The sequence below is a fragment of the Pseudomonas chlororaphis genome (genome assembly GCA_001023535.1).
GTDB classification, from domain to species: domain Bacteria; phylum Pseudomonadota; class Gammaproteobacteria; order Pseudomonadales; family Pseudomonadaceae; genus Aquipseudomonas; species Aquipseudomonas chlororaphis_E.
This window is the reverse complement of record CP011020.1, coordinates 3,131,401-3,150,024: the sequence shown is the minus strand read 5'-3', so window position 1 is coordinate 3,150,024 and position 18,624 is coordinate 3,131,401. Positions and strand designations below refer to the sequence as shown.

Below are 18,624 nucleotides of genomic sequence, written 5' to 3'. Positions count from 1 at the left end.
TTCAGAGCGGCGGGGTTTCCTGGTTCGGCTTGCTCTTGTCGACGCCCGGTACGTGCAGGTTGCCCTCGGCCACCTGGTTGCCTTCGAGCTGCGGCTGCGTGACCCAGGTCAGGATGTCGTAGTAGCGCCGGATGTTCGCCACGAAATGCACGGGTTCGCCGCCTCGGGCGTAGCCGTAGCGGGTCTTGCTGTACCACTGCTTCTGCGACAGGCGCGGCAGGATTTTCTTCACGTCCAGCCACTTGTTCGGGTTCAGCCCTTCCTTGGCCGCCAGCTTGCGGGCGTCGTCCAGGTGACCGCTGCCGACGTTGTAGGCGGCGAGGGCGAACCAGGTGCGGTCCGGTTCTTCGATGCTCTCGTCCAGTTGGTCCTTCATGTAGGCCAGGTACTTGGCGCCCCCCATGATGCTTTGCTTGGGGTCCAGGCGGTTGGATACGCCCATGGCCTGGGCCGTGTTCTGGGTCAGCATCATCAGGCCGCGCACGCCGGTCTTGGACGTGACCGCCGGTTGCCACAGCGATTCCTGGTAGCCGATTGCCGCCAGCAGGCGCCAGTCGACCTTTTCCTGCTTGGCGTAGGTCTTGAAGTGTTGCTCGTACTTGGGCAGCCGTTGCTGCAGATGCTGGGCGAAAGTGGTGGCGCCCATGTAGCCGAGAACATCGACGTGCCCGTAGTAACGATCCTTGAGGCGCTGCAAGGTGCCGTTCTTCTGCACCTTGTCGAGGTAGCTGTTGATCTCGTTGAGCAGGCTGTTGTCTTCACCGGGGGCCACCGCCCAGCTCTGGCTGCGAGCGTCGCCCAGGTCGAAGGCCACGCGCACGTTGGGGAAGTACACCTGGTTCATCGCCACTTCGTTGGAGTCCACCAGGGTCAGGTCGATCTGGCCCTCGTCGACCATGCGCAGCAGGTCGACCACCTCCACGGCGTCGGACTCTTCGTATTCGATGCCGGGGTATTGCTGTTTCAACTGCGCCAGCTGCTCGGCGTGGGTGCTGCCCTTGAGCACCATGATTTTCTTGCCCGCCAGGGCCGCTGCGTCGGTGGGGCGCGACTGGCCGTTGCGGTAGATGACCTGGGGCGTGACCTCCAGGTAGGCGTGGGAAAACCGCACCTGTTTCTTGCGTGGCTCGCTGCTGACCAGGCCTGCGGCGGCCAGCACCGGGCCGTTGGGCTTGCCGATCTGGCTGAACAGGTCGTCGAGGTTGTCGGCGGTCTCGATCTTCAGCTCCACCCCCAAATCGTCGGCGAAGCGCTTCACCAGCTCGTATTCGAAGCCGGTTTCACCGTTGCGATCCTCAAAGTAGGTGGCGGGGCTGTTCCGGGTGATCACCCGCAGCACGCCATCCTCCTTTACGCGCTCCAGTGTGTTGGGTTTCTCAACACAACCACTGAGCACCAGGAAGAGTCCGGTTGCGATCAGCCACTTGGCATATCGCGGACGCAAAGCCGTTGGGGAAAACATCTGCGCAGTATACGCAAACGGCCCTTACCGCCATATCTCGACAGCAAATGGCCAGTCTGCTAGCGATTGCAAAACATGTCCGCAACTCAGGCCGGCCGGCGCGCGGCGGGTTTTATGGCACTGAAAAAAATCTCTGCACGAACATTGGAACGTGCGTCCAATCCGGTTTTTCGGGCAAAGACCGACATTCGGGGCGCATCCGGGGTGCCGTTTCGGGTGCCGTTGCCGGCGGTTTAGGCTAGAATGCACGGCCTCAAAGCACACCCCCTTCCCGAGGCTGTCCCGAAGATGTTGATCCTGCGCGGCGCTCCTGCCCTTTCTGCCTTTCGCCACAGCAAACTTCTTGAGCAACTGGGCCGATGCGTCCCGGCTGTCAGCGGCTTGTATGCTGAATTCGCTCACTTCGCCGAAGTCACCGGCGCTTTGACCGGCGACGAACAGCAGGTGCTCGCGCGCCTTCTGAAGTACGGTCCCAGTGTTCCCGTCCAGGAGCCCACCGGCCGCCTGTTCCTGGTACTGCCACGGTTCGGCACCATTTCGCCGTGGTCGAGCAAGGCCAGTGACATCGCCCGCAACTGTGGCCTGGCGAAAGTCCAGCGCCTGGAGCGCGGCATTGCCTTCTATGTCACCGGTGAGTTCAGCGAGGCCGACGCCCGGCTGATCGCCGAGAACCTGCATGACCGCATGACCCAGATCGTACTGGGCAACCTGGAAGAGGCCGCCGGCCTGTTCAGCCACGCCGAGCCCAAGCCACTGACCGCCATCGACGTGCTGGGCGGCGGGCGCGCCGCGTTGGAAAAAGCCAACGCCGAACTGGGCCTGGCCCTGGCCGAAGACGAGATCGATTACCTGGTCAACGCCTTCCAGGGCCTGCAGCGCAACCCCCACGACATCGAACTGATGATGTTCGCCCAGGCCAACTCCGAGCACTGCCGCCACAAGATCTTCAACGCCAGTTGGGACATCGACGGCCAGAGCCAGGAAAAAAGCCTGTTCGGCATGATCAAGAACACCTACCAGATGCACAGCGAAGGCGTGCTGTCTGCTTATAAGGACAACGCCTCGGTCATCGTCGGCAGTGTGGCCGGCCGCTTCTTCCCGGACCCCGAGACCCGCCAGTACGGCGCGGTCCAAGAGCCGGTGCACATCCTGATGAAGGTCGAGACCCACAACCACCCGACCGCGATTGCCCCGTTCCCGGGCGCGTCCACCGGTTCCGGTGGCGAGATCCGCGACGAAGGCGCCACGGGTCGCGGTGCCAAGCCCAAGGCTGGCCTGACCGGTTTCACCGTGTCGAACCTGCAGATCCCGGGCTTCGAACAACCGTGGGAAAAGCCCTACGGCAAGCCTGAGCGCATCGTCAACGCCCTCGACATCATGATCGAAGGCCCCCTGGGGGGCGCTGCGTTCAACAACGAATTCGGCCGTCCGGCGCTCACCGGTTATTTCCGCACCTTCGAACAATCCATCGCCACCCCGCGCGGTGAAGAAGTGCGCGGCTACCACAAGCCGATCATGCTCGCCGGCGGCATGGGCAACATCCGCGCCGAACACGTGCAGAAAGGCGAGATCGTGGTCGGCTCCAAGCTGATCGTCCTCGGTGGCCCGGCCATGCTCATCGGCCTGGGCGGCGGCGCTGCGTCCTCGATGGCCACCGGCACCAGTTCGGCGGACCTGGACTTCGCCTCGGTCCAACGGGAAAACCCGGAAATGGAACGCCGTTGCCAGGAAGTCATCGACCGTTGCTGGCAGCTGGGCGACAAGAACCCCATCAGCTTCATCCACGACGTCGGCGCGGGCGGCCTGTCCAACGCCTTCCCGGAGCTGGTCAACGACGGCGGCCGTGGTGGCCGCTTCGAATTGCGCAACATTCCAAACGACGAGCCGGGCATGGCCCCGCACGAAATCTGGAGCAACGAATCCCAGGAGCGTTATGTCCTGGCGGTCGGCCCGGCCGACTTCGACCGCTTCAAGGCCATCTGCGAGCGCGAGCGCTGCCCGTTCGCCGTGGTCGGCGAAGCCACCGCCGAGCCGCAACTGACCGTGACCGACAGCCACTTCGGCAACAGCCCGGTGGACATGCCGCTGGAAGTGCTGTTGGGCAAGGCCCCGCGCATGCACCGTTCGGCCGTTCGCGAAACCGAGCTGGGCGATGACTTCGACCCGTCCACTCTCGACCTCGCCGACTCCATCGAGCGCGTCCTGCATCACCCGGCCGTGGCAAGCAAGAGCTTCCTGATCACCATCGGCGACCGCACCATCACCGGCCTCGTGGCCCGCGACCAGATGGTCGGCCCGTGGCAAGTACCGGTGGCCGACGTCGCCGTGACCGCCACCAGCTTCGACGTCTACACCGGTGAAGCCATGGCCATGGGCGAGCGCACGCCGCTGGCGCTGCTGGACGCCCCGGCGTCGGGCCGCATGGCCATCGGCGAGGCCCTGACCAACCTCGCGGCCTCGCGCATTGGCAAGATCTCCGACATCAAGCTGTCGGCCAACTGGATGTCCGCCGCCGGTCATCCGGGCGAAGACGCCCGCCTGTACGACACCGTCAAGGCCGTCGGCATGGAGCTGTGCCCTGAGTTGGGCATCACCATCCCGGTGGGCAAGGACTCCATGTCCATGGCCACGCGCTGGAAAGACGAAGGCGTGGACAAGAGCGTGACCTCGCCGCTGTCGCTGATCGTGACCGGTTTTGCCCCGGTGACCGATGTCCGCCAGACCCTGACCCCGCAACTGCGCATGGACAAGGGCACCACCGACCTGATCCTGATCGACCTGGGCCGTGGCCAGAACCGCATGGGCGCCTCGATCCTGGCCCAGGTGCATGGCAAGCTCGGCAAGCAGGCACCGGACGTTGACGATGCCGAAGACCTGAAGGCGTTCTTCGCCGTGATCCAGGGCCTCAACGCCGACGGTCATCTGCTGGCCTACCACGACCGTTCCGACGGCGGCTTGCTGACCACTGTGATGGAAATGGCCTTCGCCGGTCATTGCGGCCTGAACCTGACCCTCGACAGCGTGGCCGAGTCCGCCAGCGAAATCCCGGCCATCCTGTTCAACGAAGAGCTCGGTGCGGTGATCCAGGTGCGCCAGGACGCCACCCCGGACATCCTCGCCCAGTTCAGCGCCGCCGGCCTGGCCGAGTGCGTCTCGGTGATCGGCCAGCCGATCAACAACGCGCACATCGACATCACCTTCAACGGCGACACCGTCTTTGAAGGCCAGCGCCGCCTGTTGCAGCGCCAGTGGGCTGAAACCAGCTACCAGATCCAGCGCCTGCGGGACAACGCCGAGTGCGCCGAGCAGGAATTCGACGCGCTGCTGGAAGAAGACAACCCGGGGCTGAGCGCCAAGCTCAGCTACGACGTCAACCAGGACGTGGCCGCGCCCTACATCAAGAAAGGCATTCGCCCACAGGTGGCGGTACTGCGTGAGCAGGGCGTCAACGGCCAGGTGGAAATGGCGGCGGCGTTCGACCGTGCCGGTTTCAACGCGATCGACGTGCACATGAGCGACATCCTCGCCGGTCGTGTCGACCTGAACGACTTCAAGGGCCTGGTTGCCTGTGGCGGTTTCTCCTACGGTGACGTGCTGGGGGCCGGCGAAGGCTGGGCCAAGTCGGCGCTGTTCAACAGCCGCGCCCGTGATGCGTTCCAGGGCTTCTTCGAGCGCAACGACAGCTTCACCCTCGGTGTGTGCAACGGTTGCCAGATGATGTCCAACCTGCACGAGCTGATCCCCGGCAGCGAGTTCTGGCCGCACTTCGTGCGCAACCGTTCCGAGCAGTTCGAGGCCCGCGTGGCGATGGTCCAAGTGCAGGAGTCGAATTCGATCTTCCTGCAGGGCATGGCCGGCTCGCGCATGCCGATCGCCATCGCCCATGGCGAAGGCCATGCGGAATTCGAAAGCGAAGAGGCGTTGCTCGAAGCCGACTTGTCCGGTTGCGTGTCGCTGCGTTTTGTCGACAACCACGGCAAGGTCACCGAAACCTACCCGGCCAACCCGAACGGTTCGCCGCGCGGGATCACTGGCCTGACCAGCCGCGACGGCCGTGTGACCATCATGATGCCGCACCCTGAGCGTGTTTTCCGCGCGGTGCAGAACTCGTGGCGTTCGGACGACTGGAACGAAGACGCGCCATGGATGCGCATGTTCCGCAACGCCCGCGTCTGGGTGAACTAAAGGCGTGTACAAACTCTGCTTCTTCGTCCCGGCCAGCCATGTGGACGAGGTCAAAAGCGCCGTATTCGCTGCCGGTGGCGGGCGAATCGGCGACTATGATCACTGTGCCTGGCAAGTGCTGGGCCTGGGCCAGTTTCGCCCGTTGGGCGGCAGCCAGCCGTTCATTGGCGAGGCGGGGCAGGTTGAGCAGGTCGAGGAGTGGAAGGTGGAGCTGGTTGTCGCTGATGAGTTGATTCGTGGGGTAGTGGAGGCTTTGAAACAGAGCCATCCCTACGAGACGCCGGCGTATGAGGTGTGGCGGTTGGAAGATTTTTGATCTTCCTACGCTTGAATCGCTTAAATGAAAAACCCGCTGAGTAGATCGGCGGGTTTTTTATTGGGGGCGAGATTTGGGTGTATATCCGTTGCTGCGGTCATGGCTGCTTAGGGTTCCGCCCTTACGGCGGGTCACTTTTGGAAGAGCGCCAAAAGTAACCAAAAGCGCTTTGCCCCACCACTCGGCACCTCGCCCAGGCGAGGTGCCGAGTGGTGGGGCCAGCGTTCTTTGCTTACTTTCTTCTGGGCCGGCATTCCGGGGCGTTTGAAAGAAAGTAAGTCGCCGTAAGGGCGAAACCGCCAGCAGCCATTACCGCAGCAACGGATATGCCCCCGTATGAAACATCCGCAACCAGGCAATTGGTCTGTCAGACGCACCGAAGTTTCCGACAAGTTTTTAAGGTTGTCCCTCGGAAGCGAGGGCTCTAGCTTTCGGGGCCCGTCTCCAAGCGCATGGATCGCCTATTAGTCTTTGGCAAGGCTGAGTGGCAGATCCAGGTTTCAAGGAGCAACACCAGCCTCTGAGGTTCAAACATGGAAATGCCGGAAATGATCACTCCTCGCCTCAATACCCGCACCGCGCTGGGGCAGGCTTTGGTTTCAATGTTCAAGTCCGTCGAAGCAGAGCTGACATCTGAGAGTGCAAAACCAGGGGCGGTTAAAGTCATGGTATTTGGTGGATGCGCAGTGCACCTCTATACAAATCATCGTGTTTCCACGGACGTTGACGCGGAAATCTATGAGGCCAGCCTTCCGGACGGTTTTGATCTTCGAATGCTGCTCGCGCAAGTGCCCGAGCAATTTCGCGACGAGAAATCCGGTCGATTGATGGAGCTAAACTACGACCTCCAATACAACACCAGCTTTGGTCCAATTCACGAGGACTACTGGGTTCGAAGCCTTCCCTTTGAAGAGTTCCCTGTCGAGTCTCCTTTGCATGTTCACATTGCCGCTCCGATCGATATTGCGATTTCAAAGCTGGGTAGGGCAACGGATCAAGATATTGGCGACATCATGGCGCTTATGAGGGCTGGCTTCATTTTATCTTCCGAGCTGCGTCGACTGGCGCTGCAGGCAATTGACGTATATGTTGGCAACAAAGAGCCTCCAACCTCTGTTCTTAACCACATTTTGCAAAATTATTTGGAGGATACAGATGACGAAGCCTGCTAACGGCCAAGTCCTCTCGGCCGCTCTGGACACATTGGTCAAGAACCCATTGGATCACGCAGACGATGCTGCGCTTGTGAGCATGGCCAAGGCTGTCTGGTATTCCAGCGCGGATTTAATAAGCGCAGCCCAAGCTTTCCTGAGCCAACACACTGATGAGGTCGAGCAGCGTCGAGCAGGATATTTGCTCGAACGACTCACCCGTTTTTCGTGTGTCACGGACAGTCGTGCGTTGGAAGTTTTCAATGCCCTAGAGCTGTTCTTGCGCTCGACACCCAAGCAAGCCATTACCTCACAGACTGCTGTCGCGCTTCGCAAGCGCCGTGATGAACTGGCTCTTTCTTGGGGGTTAAAGGAAGGTCTTGGTTTGAAGGTGCAAACCCTTTTGCCTTTTCAGACTCGGCATTATGAGGCTGAGCAGCGGGCAGCGTTTGTTTGAATCCAAATCACCAATGAAAACCGGCCTAGGCCGGTTTTTTGTTGTGTGAATACTTGTCCATTGGTCTGTCAGGCGCACCGAAGTTTCCGACAAGTTTTAAGGTTGTCCCTCGGAAGCGAGGGCTCTAGCCTTTGGATGTCGCTGCCAATTTCAGCGACCGGGTTTGACCGTCCGAAAACACAAGGGGCAATAGGCCCGGACAATTTGTCCTGGGCTCCATTAATAAAAGGAGCTTCCATTGAAAAATAATTCTGACATTCCAAACCCGGCATCCACCTTCCCCTACGGCGACTACGCCCCCGAAAAACTGAAGGAAGCCGCCGACCGAGCGATGGACCATTACCTCAAGCCTGACGACGGCGAGTCAGCCCCCCAACCCTCGACGCAGCTCTTCACCGTGACCGCCGGTGTCGACCCCGAAGTGATGCTGGCCAACCTCAGCGAAACCCTGGCCTCGGCCAACGCCATGCTCAGCGACCTGGCGTTCGACCTGGAAGGTTCACGACGCCATGTGGCACTGGGCGTGGCGCAGATGATCGAGCTGGGCACATTGCTGGCGAACAAATGCCTGGACCGGGCAGAGCACCGGGTTTGATGCCATAAGCACCGGCCCCATTGTCGGACTGGCCCAGCGGTCGCAGACCCCCTCGCCACAGCAGGGCGAGGGGGTGTACAAGGCCTCAAGTGGACCAGCCACCCTGCATGGCGGCTGGTGTCGGCTTGAAGCTATTGGTGGACGTTCTCGAGTCGGCAAACTTCTTTTTCAATGCCGATGCACTCGACCGGTTGGCTCACGCCTTTCTCGAAACGGCGAGCGTTCATCAACAGCCCGCTTTTGATACCACCGATGAATGCGAAGGCGCCTGGACGGTTGCCGGTATATTCACCTGACAGATCCACCGCCACGCTGTTGGGCCTGACCTCATAGACCCAGCCGCCGTTTTCTGCTTCCGTGACCGCCCAGATCTTGGCATCGCTATAGTCACGAAATGCCACGACGACCGATTGAATGGAGGGAGACTCTGGGCTGCTCGCCCAGCGTAAGACCGGTGGCTGCGAATTCTTTGCTCGTAACCCGCTGGCCAGTGCTTCTGCTCCCTGCACAGGATTGATCCTCGACGAGCCCACTGCCCAGAGGGATTGTTTGTTCGTTGTCCAGGCCAGACCTTCTGCGGGTGTGAGCTTGTTCCAATCGATTCGGGTCGCGGCCACTTCCTGCATTGTCTCGTGACCGGTGGGTTCACGGTAGTTAGGGTTCGCGACACAATCGGCGAGATTGGTTTTGTTGCAGGCCTGCTTGATAAAGATCCCCTTGACCCCGCCCGGGTAGCTGATCTCTTGCTCACCTACAATAGGCCCGCCCGATTGCTCCTGATCGATGCCATGGGGAGCCCTGAATTCGAACACCCATTCATTGGCGAAGCTCTGGGCGATACGTTGATTGCGGGTGGTGCTGCTATATACCGACCGTGGGGCGCCAGCGCCATGCCTGAACCAGTCATACATCCATTCGTCTTCGGGAAACGCGACGGATTTGGGCAATAGCCCGTCCTGGAACGCCTCCAACCCCTGATTGGTGGTGTCGCCCCGATAGAGCGTGTCCATGTCGGTTCGCCAGCGCAGGGAAGGGGTGGTCGCACGGATGTCCACGCTCGGGTCTGCCGTGACCTGAAGCCAGGCCTGGTACCAGGGCTCTTCTTTCTGCGCCGAGCCCTGGGTTGCCGCCCACGCATAAGAACCCGCTTGCCAGGCGCCAGCCAACACCACGGCGACCGCCGTCGCCCGGATGAAACCGTTACTTCTACTCATGATTTGGACACCTCACCTGAAACGAGGATGCCAACCGAATCACATACTTCATTACGACCTATTCTTCGAATTGACAGTTTAAATATTGATTGCGCAGTGCGAAGACCCCGCTGGGGTGCGCCTCGGTTCACTGCGTGAGACTGAGAATAGATGAAGGATCAGGGTTTGATGGCTCGATCTTGTAACAAGCTGATAGTCGAGGAATGGCAGGGACAGGGCGATGTGCGTCACTGGTCGGAAATATCCGTTACCTGTTATTTCTGACAGTAGATAAGCGTTGTGCGATGACTTTTAATCGAGGGTTTTGCAAGGGGTGGTGGAGCACCTGATTGCATTGCGCCTGTGGAATTGAGAGATGGCAAGGGAGGGGGCGGCTGGTAGGGCGCTTTCGCGGGCGAGCCCGCTCCCACAGGGGGAAATGCATTCGGGCATGCATCGGCATGGCCGGGGTCCTAGAGGCTGGGGTTCTCACCCCGCGTATGGCTGCGCCCACCGGCCCCTTCGCATCGTGGCGCTACGGCCGAATCTCGATCATCGTACCGTCGGGCACCAGGTTCCAGACTTCGCGCATGTCGACGTTGCGCATGGCGATGCAGCCGTCGGTCCAGTCCAGGGTGTGGAACAGTTCTTCAGGGTTTTCCTCGGTGTCCGGCGTGCCGTGGATCATGATCATGCTCCCCGGTTCCACCCCTTCGCGCCGGGCGCGGGCGGCGTCGCTGATGTTGGGGTAGGAAATGTGCATCGACAGGTAGAAGCGATCGCTGGTCTTGCGCCAGTCGATCCAGTAGAAACCCTCGGGGGTGCGCTTGTCGCCCTCGATCAGCTTGGGGCCTTTCTTGGCGCCCTTGCCCAATGAAATGCGGTAGGTCTTGAGCGGTTTGCCGTCGTTGATCAATTGCAATTGATGGGCGGACTTGAGCACCAGCACTTTTTCGATGAGCTTGCCGTCGTAGGTTCCCAGCGCAGACGCCTGGGACAGGGCGGTGAACGACAAGCAGAACAGCACAAGCAACCAGCGCATTGACAGGGTATTCCTATGGGGTTTCAGGTATTGGCAGGTTGAGCCAGCGGCGGGATCGATTCGCTGCGCACCGGGTAGGCCTCGGCGCGACGGTCCGCGTAGAAATATTCCAGGGTGCGCCCCACGGTGCGAAACGCCAGTTCATCCCAGGGAATGTCGGCTTCTTCGAACAGTTGCACTTCCAGGCTCTCGGGACCGGCGGCGAAATCCTCGTCCACCAGTTCAGCGCGGAAGAATACATGCACCTGGCTGATATGCGGTACGTCTATCAGCGTATAGATGCTCAGGTTGCGCACCCGGGCGCAGGCTTCTTCGGCGGTTTCGCGCACGGCGGCCTGTTCGACGGTCTCGCCGTTTTCCATGAAACCCGCCGGCAGCGTCCAGTAGCCGCGCCGCGGCTCGATGGCGCGCCGGCACAGCAGGACTTTACTGCCCCAGGTCGGTACGCAACCGGCCACGATGTTGGGGTTCTGGTAATGGATGGTGTGGCAGGTGTCGCAGACAAACCGCAGGCGCGAGTCGCCTTCGGGTATGCGTTGGGTCACCGGGTTACCGCACTGGCTGCAGAATTTCATGCTGGGGTTCCTGAATGCTGCGCCTATCTTGGCGTGCGCGGGCGGGGTCGGCAAGTTGTCGTTTCGCGACACGACGCGGTGTCGGGGGTTGGGCCGCTTGAACGATTGGTGCATGATGCAAGGTAGCGAATAAATCGAGAAGTCTCATGCTGGACGAGCTACTGCATCGAGTAAGCAACCATACCCCGCGTGACCTGCAGGCCGACCGTCGCTTCCCTGAAGCCGCTGTGCTGGTGCCGATCACTCGCGGTGACGAGCCGGAGCTGGTATTGACCTTGCGCGCCAGCGGGCTCTCGACCCACGGCGGCGAAGTGGCGTTCCCTGGCGGACGCCGCGACCCGGAAGACCCGGACCTGATCTTCACTGCCCTGCGCGAAGCCGAGGAAGAAATCGGCCTGCCCCCCGGTCTGGTGGAGGTGATCGGCCCGCTCAGCCCGCTGATCTCGCTGCATGGGATCAAGGTCACGCCGTATGTCGGGGTGATTCCGGATTTTGTCGAGTACCAGGCCAACGATGCCGAGATCGCCGCGGTGTTCAGCGTGCCGCTGGAGTTTTTCCGCAAGGATCCCCGCGAACATACCCACCGTATCGACTACCAGGGCCGCAGTTGGTACACGCCCAGTTACCGTTATGGCGAATACAAGATCTGGGGTCTGACGGCGATCATGATCGTCGAGCTGGTCAACCTGCTGTACGACGCGGGCATCGACCTGCATACGCCGCCCAAGAGCTTCATCAACACCTGACGCCCCGAGGATTGCCATGAAATACCGTTTGGGCGATGCCCGTGTCGAAACCCATCCCGACAGTTGGGTCGCACCCAACGCCACGCTGGTGGGCAAGGTCCGCCTCGAAGAGGGCGCCAACGTCTGGTTCAACGCCGTGCTGCGCGGCGATAACGAGCTGATTCTGATCGGCCGGAACAGCAACGTGCAGGACGGCACGGTGATGCACACCGACATGGGGTACCCGCTGACCATCGGCACCGGCGTGACCATCGGCCATAACGCCATGCTTCACGGTTGCACGGTGGGCGACTACAGCCTGATCGGCATCAATGCGGTGATCCTCAATGGCGCCAGGATTGGCCGCAATTGCATCATCGGCGCCAACTCGCTGATCGGCGAGGGCAAGGAGATCCCCGACGGTTCGCTGGTGATGGGCTCGCCCGGCAAGGTGGTGCGCGAGTTGACCGAGGCCCAGAAGAAAATGCTCGAGGCCAGCGCCGCCCACTATGTGCACAACGCCCAGCGCTACGCTCGCGACCTGTCCGAGCAAGACCAATGAGCGCGTCCGAGCGCCCGGTTCCTTCGCCCTGCGTGAGCATCTGCGCGCTGGACGATGACGACATTTGCACCGGTTGTCAGCGCAGCGTGGCGGAAATCACCCGCTGGAGCCGGATGGACAACGAAGAGCGGCGCAGCGTCCTGGCGTTGTGTCACGAGCGGGCGAAGGCCAGAGGGTTGGTGTGGATGTTGCCCGCGAAACCTTGAGCGATGAAAGCTCCACTGTGGCGAGGGAGCTTGCTCCCGCTGGGCTGCGAAGCGGCCCTAGAACCAGACAACTCGGTGTGTCAGACAGATTTGAGTCCACAGCGATGGGGTTGCTTCGCAACCCAGCGGGGATAAATCCCCTCGCCACAAAAGCGATCGGCGATAAATCCCTAGCGCGCCCGCCACCGATCAACCCCCACCACCCCCAGCGCAATCACGACAAACCCCAACAAGATCCCCCCGGCATTGATGAACACCTGTGGATAACCCAGGTTGGCCACATCAATGAACGGGTAGGGGTAGGCCGCCAGCAGATTGCCCCGCAACAAAATGTAGGCGAAATACACCAGCGGGTAGAGGATCCACAGCCCGATGTGGCCCAGGCGCAACGAGCCCTTGGGCACCCATTGCCACCAATAGATCAGGTAGAGCAGCGGCACCACGTCGTGCAGCAGCTCGTCGGCCACGAACTGCCAGCCTTCGGGTTGCCACAGGTGCCGCAGCAGCAGGTTGTAGGCCAGGCTCACCAGGGCAATGCTGGCGGCGATGCCGCTGCGCACGGCGGGCCGCAGGAACCAGCGGCGCACGGCCGATGGCCGTGGGGTCTGTTCCCAGGTCAGCACCACCGCCACCAGGGTGTTGGTCAGCACGGTGAAGAAGCTGAAACAATTGACCAGCCCACCCAGCAGGCTCGCGCCCAGTTCCCAGCGCCCCAGCAGGATCAGGTACAACTGGATGCTCAGCCCCGCCCAGGCCAGCAGTGCCGTCACCGACACGAAGTGCTGCCGCAGGGTGACGCGCCCATCCGAGCCCATGGCTCAGACCGGCCGCTTGGTACGCATCAGCTTGATGTAGAGACGTTCGACTTTCTCCCGCGCCCAAGGGGTCTTGCGCAGGAAGGTCAGGCTCGACTTGATGCTCGGGTCGCTCTTGAAGCAGCGGATGTCGATGCGCTCGGCCAGCCCGGACCATTCGTAGTGCTGCACCAGGACGTTGAGGATCTGCTCCAGCGTCACGCCGTGCAGCGGGTTGTTGTTGGGTTCGGTCATGGGGAGGCCTTTACGCGAAAAGGGTGAAAGCCGCGCACCTTAGCCGAGGTGCCCGTGGGGTGGAAGCCTAGCGTGCGCCATCGGGCGTCCGCGCGGTAGCTGTCGAGGCACACTGTTACCGATTTCGCGATGATCCATGTCAACAAAAGCACTTTCTCTATCTGTAACAGAACATTATCCTTGCGCCGCTTGCTGAAACGCTTCTTTTAGCGCGCTAGAGCCTTTTCGCTGTTTTCGATGTTCTGCCTTCAATCTTAAAAGACAGCGCTATCTCTGCATCCGCGGCGACCTGCTTTTCTGTGGGAGCGGGCTTGCTCGCGAAAGCGATTTCATATTCAGCCTCATTAGTCGACTGATTCACCGCTTTCGCGAGCAAGCCCGCTCCTACAGGGGGTTCGTAACATCCGGAAACTTTTAACTGAACCAAGCCCCCAAAGGATCGTCATCTACAGTGAGACTTTGCGCGGGACTCCTTAAAACCTCACGGAGAATCACACTATGAGCACTGAGGGTGCTTTGAGTCGAAGCCGTCTGCTACCGAGCCTGCTCGGCATTCTGCTTCTATTGATGGGCCTGGCCCTGCTGGCGGGTGGAGTCAAGCTGAGCACGCTTGGCGGCTCATGGTATTACCTGCTGGCGGGTATCGGCCTGGCGCTGACCGGCGTGCTGCTGATCATGGCCCGGCGCGTGGCCCTGGGCCTGTACGCGCTGGTGCTGTTTGCCAGCACCGTGTGGGCGCTGTGGGAAGTGGGCCTGGACTGGTGGCAACTGGTGCCGCGCCTGGCTCTGTTGTTTGCCCTGGGCATCGTCATGTTGCTGCCATGGGTGCGCCGTCCGTTATTGACCGCCGACGCGTCACCCATGGGCACCCGCGCATTGAGTGCGGCCGTGATCATCGCCGGTATCGCCGCGCTCGCCAGCCAGTTCACCAACCCGGGTGAAATCAAGGGCCAACTGGACCGCGACACCGTCGAAGGCATGACCAACACCGCCCCGGCGATGCCGGACGGCGACTGGAATTCCTACGGCCGCAGTGCTCACGGCGACCGTTACTCGCCACTGGCGCAGATTACCCCGCAGAATGTCAGTAAGCTGGTGCCGGCCTGGACCTATCGCACCGGCGACCTGCCAGGGCCGAACGACCCGGGCGAGACCACCGCTGAGAACACCCCGCTCAAGGCCAACGGCATGCTCTACGTGTGCACGCCCCACAGCCAGGTGATTGCCCTGGAGCCGGAAACCGGCAAGGAAATCTGGCGTTTCGATCCGAAGCTTTCCACGCAAAAGGCGGAGAACTTCAAGGGTTGGGCGCACATGACCTGCCGTGGCGTGAGCTATCACGATGACGCCGCGTACGCCTCCGCCGAACAGAGCCCCACCGGCGCTGCCAGCGCTGCGCCAGTCAGCACCGTGTGCCCGCGCCGGATCTTCCTGCCGACCGCCGACACCCGCCTGATCGCCCTCGATGCCGACACCGGCAAGATGTGCGAAGACTTCGGCGACAAGGGCCAGGTCGACTTGAGCGCCAACATCGGCGGCTTCACGGCTGGCGGTTACTATTCCACTTCGCCACCGGCGGTCACCCAGAACCTGGTAGTGATCGGCGGCCACGTCACTGACAACGTGTCCACCGACGAGCCGAGCGGCGTGATCCGTGCCTATGACGTGCACACCGGCAAGCTGGTGTGGAACTGGGACAGCGGCAACCCGGACGACACCACGCCGATTGCCGAAGGCCAGACCTATACCCGCAACTCGCCGAACATGTGGTCCATGTTCAGCGTCGATGAAAAACTCGGCATGCTGTACCTGCCGATGGGCAACCAGACCCCCGACCAGTTCGGTGGCATGCGCACCCCGGAATCGGAAAAATACGCCGCCGGCCTGACCGCCCTGGACATCGCCACCGGCAAGGTGCGCTGGTACTTCCAGTTCACTCACCACGACCTGTGGGACATGGACGTGGGCGGTCAGCCGACCCTTATGGACATGAAGACCGCCGAGGGCGTGAAGCCGGCCGTGCTGGCCTCGACCAAGCAGGGCAGCATCTACGTGCTGGACCGCAGCACCGGCAAGCCGATCATCCCGATCAAGGAGATCCCGGTGCCGCAAGGCGCGGTGGAAGGCGACCATACCTCGCCGACCCAGCCGATGTCCGATCTGAACTTCGTGCCGCCGGTCCTCAAGGAGCGCGACATGTGGGGCGTGACCCCGTTCGACCAGATGCTCTGCCGGATCGACTTCAAGTCGCTGCGCTATGACGGCATGTTCACCCCGCCGTCGCTGCAAGGCTCGATCGTTTACCCAGGCAACTTCGGGGTGTTCGACTGGGGCGGTATCTCGGTGGACCCGGTGCGTCAGATCGCCTTCGTCAACCCGAGCTACATGGCGTTCAAGTCCAAGCTGGTCCCGGCGGCGGAAGTGGCCGGCGGTCCGGGTCGCAAGAGCGAAACCGAGGGCGTGCAGCCGAACAAGGGCGCGCCGTATGGGGTGATCCTCGAAGCGCTGCTCTCGCCCATGGGCCTGCCTTGCCAGGCGCCGGCGTGGGGTTATGTGGCGGCGGTGGACCTGACCAACCACAAGACCCTGTGGAAGCACAAGAACGGCACCGTGCGTGACAGCTCGCCCGTGCCGATCCCGCTGAGCATGGGCGTACCGAGCCTGGGCGGCACCTTCACCACCGCCAGCGGCCTGGCGTTCCTGAGCGGCACCCTCGACCAGTACCTGCGTGCCTATGACGTGAAGAACGGCAAGCAACTGTGGGAAGGTCGCCTGCCAGCCGGCGCCCAGACCACGCCGATGACCTACACCGGCAAGGACGGCAAGCAGTACGTGCTGGTCGTCGCCGGTGGCCACGGTTCCCTGGGCACCAAGCAGGGTGACTATGTGATTGCTTACAAACTGCCGGATTAAGCCCTACCGGCGGACATGAAAAAGGCGACACCTTTACGGGTGTCGCCTTTTTTTGCAGCATCGGTTTTTGGTGAGCGCAGGCCTTTGAGCGGTTGAGCTTTTGTGGCGAGGGAGCTTGCTCCCGCTGGGCTGCGCAGCAGCCCCAAAAAGCAGCCACCTCAAACTACCTGATCCACCGAGTTGCTAGGTTTTAGGGCTGCTTCGCAGCCCAACGGGGATGAATCCCCTCGCCACAGATGAATCCCTTTACTACAGGGGATTAGTGTGCAGCTTTTACAACTCGATCTTCACCGCCTGCGAAGCCCGGGTCGCCTTGGCGCGGGCGGCGTCGATGGATTCGTCGCGGGCCAGGGCCACGCCCAGGCGGCGCTGGCCGTTGACTTCCGGTTTGCCGAACAGGCGCAGGGCGGTGTCCGGTTCGCTCAGGGCGGCGCCGAGGTTGGCGAACGCGGTCTGGGTCGACTGGCCTTCCACCAGGATCACCGCCGAGGCCGACGGGCCGAACTGGCGGATCAGCGGGATCGGCAGGCCGAGGATGGCGCGGGCATGCAGGGCGAACTGCGACAGGTCCTGGGAAATCAGCGTCACCAGGCCGGTATCGTGTGGCCGTGGCGACACTTCGCTGAACCACACTTGGTCGCCCTTGATGAACAACTCGACGCCAAACATCCCGCGTCCACCCAGGGCCTCGGTCACTGCCTGGGCGACGCGCTCGGATTCGGCCAGCGCCGCCGGGCTCATGGCCTGGGGCTGCCAGGATTCCTGATAGTCGCCTTTCTCCTGGCGGTGGCCGACCGGGGCACAGAAGGTGGTGCCGCCGGCATGACGGACGGTGAGCAGGGTGATTTCGTAGTCGAAGTCGATGAAGCCTTCGATGATCACCCGACCCTTGCCGGCCCGGCCGCCTTCCTGGGCGTAGTCCCAGGCTTTCTGCACGTCATCATCGCTGCGCAGCAGGCTCTGGCCCTTGCCCGACGAGCTCATCACCGGCTTGACCACGCAAGGGAACCCCAGGCTTTGCACGGCCTTGCGGTAGTCTTCGACGGTGTCGGCGAAGAAGTACGGCGAGGTCGGCAGGCCCAGTTCTTCGGCGGCCAGGCGGCGGATGCCTTCACGGTTCATGGTCAGTTGCGCGGCACGGGCGGTCGGGATCACCGTGAAGCCCTCGGCTTCCAGCTCCACCAGGGTGGCGGTGGCGATGGCTTCGATTTCCGGCACGATGTAGTGCGGCTTCTCGGCTTCGATCACTGCGCGCAGGGCAGCGCCGTCGAGCATGTTGATCACGTGGCTGCGATGGGCCACTTGCATGGCCGGCGCGTTGGCATAGCGGTCCACGGCTATCACTTCGACGCCCAGGCGCTGCAGTTCGATTACCACTTCCTTGCCCAGCTCACCGCTGCCACACAACAAAACGCGGGTCGCGGTCGGCGACAATGGAGTACCGATACGGGTCATCTGAAAGTCCTCAAGCAGGAGCGGATCGTCGAGGGTTGCGCGCCGGGCGAGCTTCCCGTGGGAGAAAGCGCGGCATTTTACATGAACCGCAGGTTTTGGCTTCAGCTGGCGACGGCCTGTTTGCGTAAACGCCAGGCCATGATCAGCCAGACCGCCGTGACCCCGGCGAACTTGGAGGCCAGGGCGGTCCCGACCACGCCCGGCGTCAGGGCATCGATCAGGCCGAAGAAGATGAAGGTGTCCAAGGGAATGCTCAAGGCCGAACTGATCCACAGCCGATCATGCAGCGGGCGCCGGGTGATGGTGAACACCAGCCAGTCGATGCACTCGGACACCGCGAAGGCCGTGGCGCTGGCCAGGGCGATGGTCGGGTCCGAGGTGACATAGGACAACACCAGCGCCGCCAACATCGCGACGATGGCGCCATGACCGAAGCGGGTCTGCACCATGTCCCGCAGGATAAACACCAGCCCACCCCAGGCCGACCAGATGATGTCCAGGTGCGGCGCCGCGGAAAACGCGTAGTTGATCAGCACGACGCTGCTGATGTAGGCGAGCAGGAAAAGCATGGGGGGACCCGGTTCAGCCGATATTCGAAGGCGAATGATAAACCGGTGGCGAAGCGATTTATCGGTGGAGAGGGATTTATCTGTGGTGAGGGGGTTTATCCCCGTTGGGCCGCGAAGCGGCCCCCATCAACTCGCCTCAATCGGCCTGATACTCCGGGTTGGCTGGTTT

Annotated in this window: 17 protein-coding genes; 9 read left to right on the top strand and 8 right to left on the bottom strand. The window is 61.9% G+C overall.

The annotated features are described in order from the left end of the window. Position 1: 1 nt before the first annotated feature. Positions 2–1,396, bottom strand: a complete 1,395-nt coding sequence (locus tag VM99_13965; protein AKK01755.1) for a murein transglycosylase — start codon at positions 1,394–1,396, stop codon at positions 2–4. Between the two features lie 354 nt (positions 1,397–1,750). Here VM99_13965 and VM99_13960 point away from each other — a divergent pair, with 354 nt between their 5' ends. From VM99_13960 to VM99_13940, 5 genes are all read left to right on the top strand, one after another. Next, positions 1,751–5,647, top strand: a complete 3,897-nt coding sequence (locus tag VM99_13960) for a phosphoribosylformylglycinamidine synthase (protein AKJ99120.1) — start codon at positions 1,751–1,753, stop codon at positions 5,645–5,647. 4 nt (positions 5,648–5,651) lie between these two features. Further along, positions 5,652–5,963 carry an NGG1p interacting factor 3 protein, NIF3 gene (locus VM99_13955; protein AKJ99119.1) on the top strand — a complete coding sequence of 104 codons (312 nt, stop codon included), beginning with the start codon at positions 5,652–5,654 and terminating at the stop codon, positions 5,961–5,963. Positions 5,964–6,496: 533 nt separating this feature from the next. Next, complete coding sequence (locus tag VM99_13950) at positions 6,497–7,135, top strand: hypothetical protein (GenBank protein ID AKJ99118.1); 639 nt, start codon at positions 6,497–6,499, stop codon at positions 7,133–7,135. Then, positions 7,119–7,571 (top strand): hypothetical protein, encoded by a 453-nt coding sequence (locus VM99_13945; GenBank protein AKJ99117.1) that lies wholly within the window; start codon positions 7,119–7,121, stop codon positions 7,569–7,571. Before VM99_13950 ends, VM99_13945 begins: the two co-directional genes overlap by 17 nt. Before the next feature lie 256 nt (positions 7,572–7,827). Then, positions 7,828–8,166, top strand: coding sequence for a hypothetical protein (locus tag VM99_13940; protein ID AKK01754.1), 339 nt, complete (start codon positions 7,828–7,830; stop codon positions 8,164–8,166). Positions 8,167–8,297: 131 nt separating this feature from the next. Here VM99_13940 and VM99_13935 read toward each other — a convergent pair whose 3' ends face one another. From VM99_13935 to VM99_13925, 3 genes are all read right to left on the bottom strand, one after another. Beyond that, positions 8,298–9,380 (bottom strand): hypothetical protein, encoded by a 1,083-nt coding sequence (locus VM99_13935; protein ID AKJ99116.1) that lies wholly within the window; start codon positions 9,378–9,380, stop codon positions 8,298–8,300. Positions 9,381–9,894: 514 nt separating this feature from the next. Continuing rightward, positions 9,895–10,401, bottom strand: coding sequence for an ErfK/YbiS/YcfS/YnhG family protein (locus tag VM99_13930; protein AKJ99115.1), 507 nt, complete (start codon positions 10,399–10,401; stop codon positions 9,895–9,897). A 23-nt stretch (positions 10,402–10,424) separates the two neighbouring features. Further along, on the bottom strand, positions 10,425–10,976 hold the full coding sequence (locus VM99_13925) for an ADP-ribose pyrophosphatase (GenBank protein AKJ99114.1): 552 nt from the start codon (positions 10,974–10,976) through the stop codon (positions 10,425–10,427). Positions 10,977–11,122: 146 nt separating this feature from the next. On the opposite strand from VM99_13925, the gene VM99_13920 reads away from it, so the two are divergent. The 3 genes from VM99_13920 to VM99_13910 are packed head-to-tail and all read left to right on the top strand — an operon-like array spanning position 11,123 to position 12,469. Then, positions 11,123–11,722 (top strand): DNA mismatch repair protein MutT, encoded by a 600-nt coding sequence (locus VM99_13920; GenBank protein ID AKJ99113.1) that lies wholly within the window; start codon positions 11,123–11,125, stop codon positions 11,720–11,722. A 16-nt stretch (positions 11,723–11,738) separates the two neighbouring features. Then, positions 11,739–12,263, top strand: coding sequence for a hypothetical protein (locus tag VM99_13915; protein ID AKJ99112.1), 525 nt, complete (start codon positions 11,739–11,741; stop codon positions 12,261–12,263). Beyond that, positions 12,260–12,469 (top strand): Fe-S protein, encoded by a 210-nt coding sequence (locus VM99_13910; GenBank protein ID AKJ99111.1) that lies wholly within the window; start codon positions 12,260–12,262, stop codon positions 12,467–12,469. Before VM99_13915 ends, VM99_13910 begins: the two co-directional genes overlap by 4 nt. Positions 12,470–12,639: 170 nt before the next feature. On the opposite strand, the gene VM99_13905 is transcribed toward VM99_13910, so the two are convergent. Next, entirely contained in the window at positions 12,640–13,284 is a 645-nt protein-coding gene (locus VM99_13905; GenBank protein AKJ99110.1) for a membrane protein, read from the bottom strand. Between the two features lie 3 nt (positions 13,285–13,287). Next, on the bottom strand, positions 13,288–13,518 hold the full coding sequence (locus VM99_13900) for a hypothetical protein (protein ID AKJ99109.1): 231 nt from the start codon (positions 13,516–13,518) through the stop codon (positions 13,288–13,290). A 498-nt stretch (positions 13,519–14,016) separates the two neighbouring features. Here VM99_13900 and VM99_13895 point away from each other — a divergent pair, with 498 nt between their 5' ends. Further along, positions 14,017–16,431, top strand: a complete 2,415-nt coding sequence (locus VM99_13895; protein AKJ99108.1) for a glucose dehydrogenase — start codon at positions 14,017–14,019, stop codon at positions 16,429–16,431. Positions 16,432–16,704: 273 nt separating this feature from the next. Here VM99_13895 and purT read toward each other — a convergent pair whose 3' ends face one another. Next, positions 16,705–17,886, bottom strand: a complete 1,182-nt coding sequence (gene purT, locus VM99_13890; GenBank protein ID AKJ99107.1) for a phosphoribosylglycinamide formyltransferase — start codon at positions 17,884–17,886, stop codon at positions 16,705–16,707. Positions 17,887–17,987: 101 nt separating this feature from the next. Next, positions 17,988–18,455, bottom strand: a complete 468-nt coding sequence (locus VM99_13885; protein AKJ99106.1) for a preQ0 transporter — start codon at positions 18,453–18,455, stop codon at positions 17,988–17,990. Between the last annotated feature and the right edge of the window lie 169 nt (positions 18,456–18,624).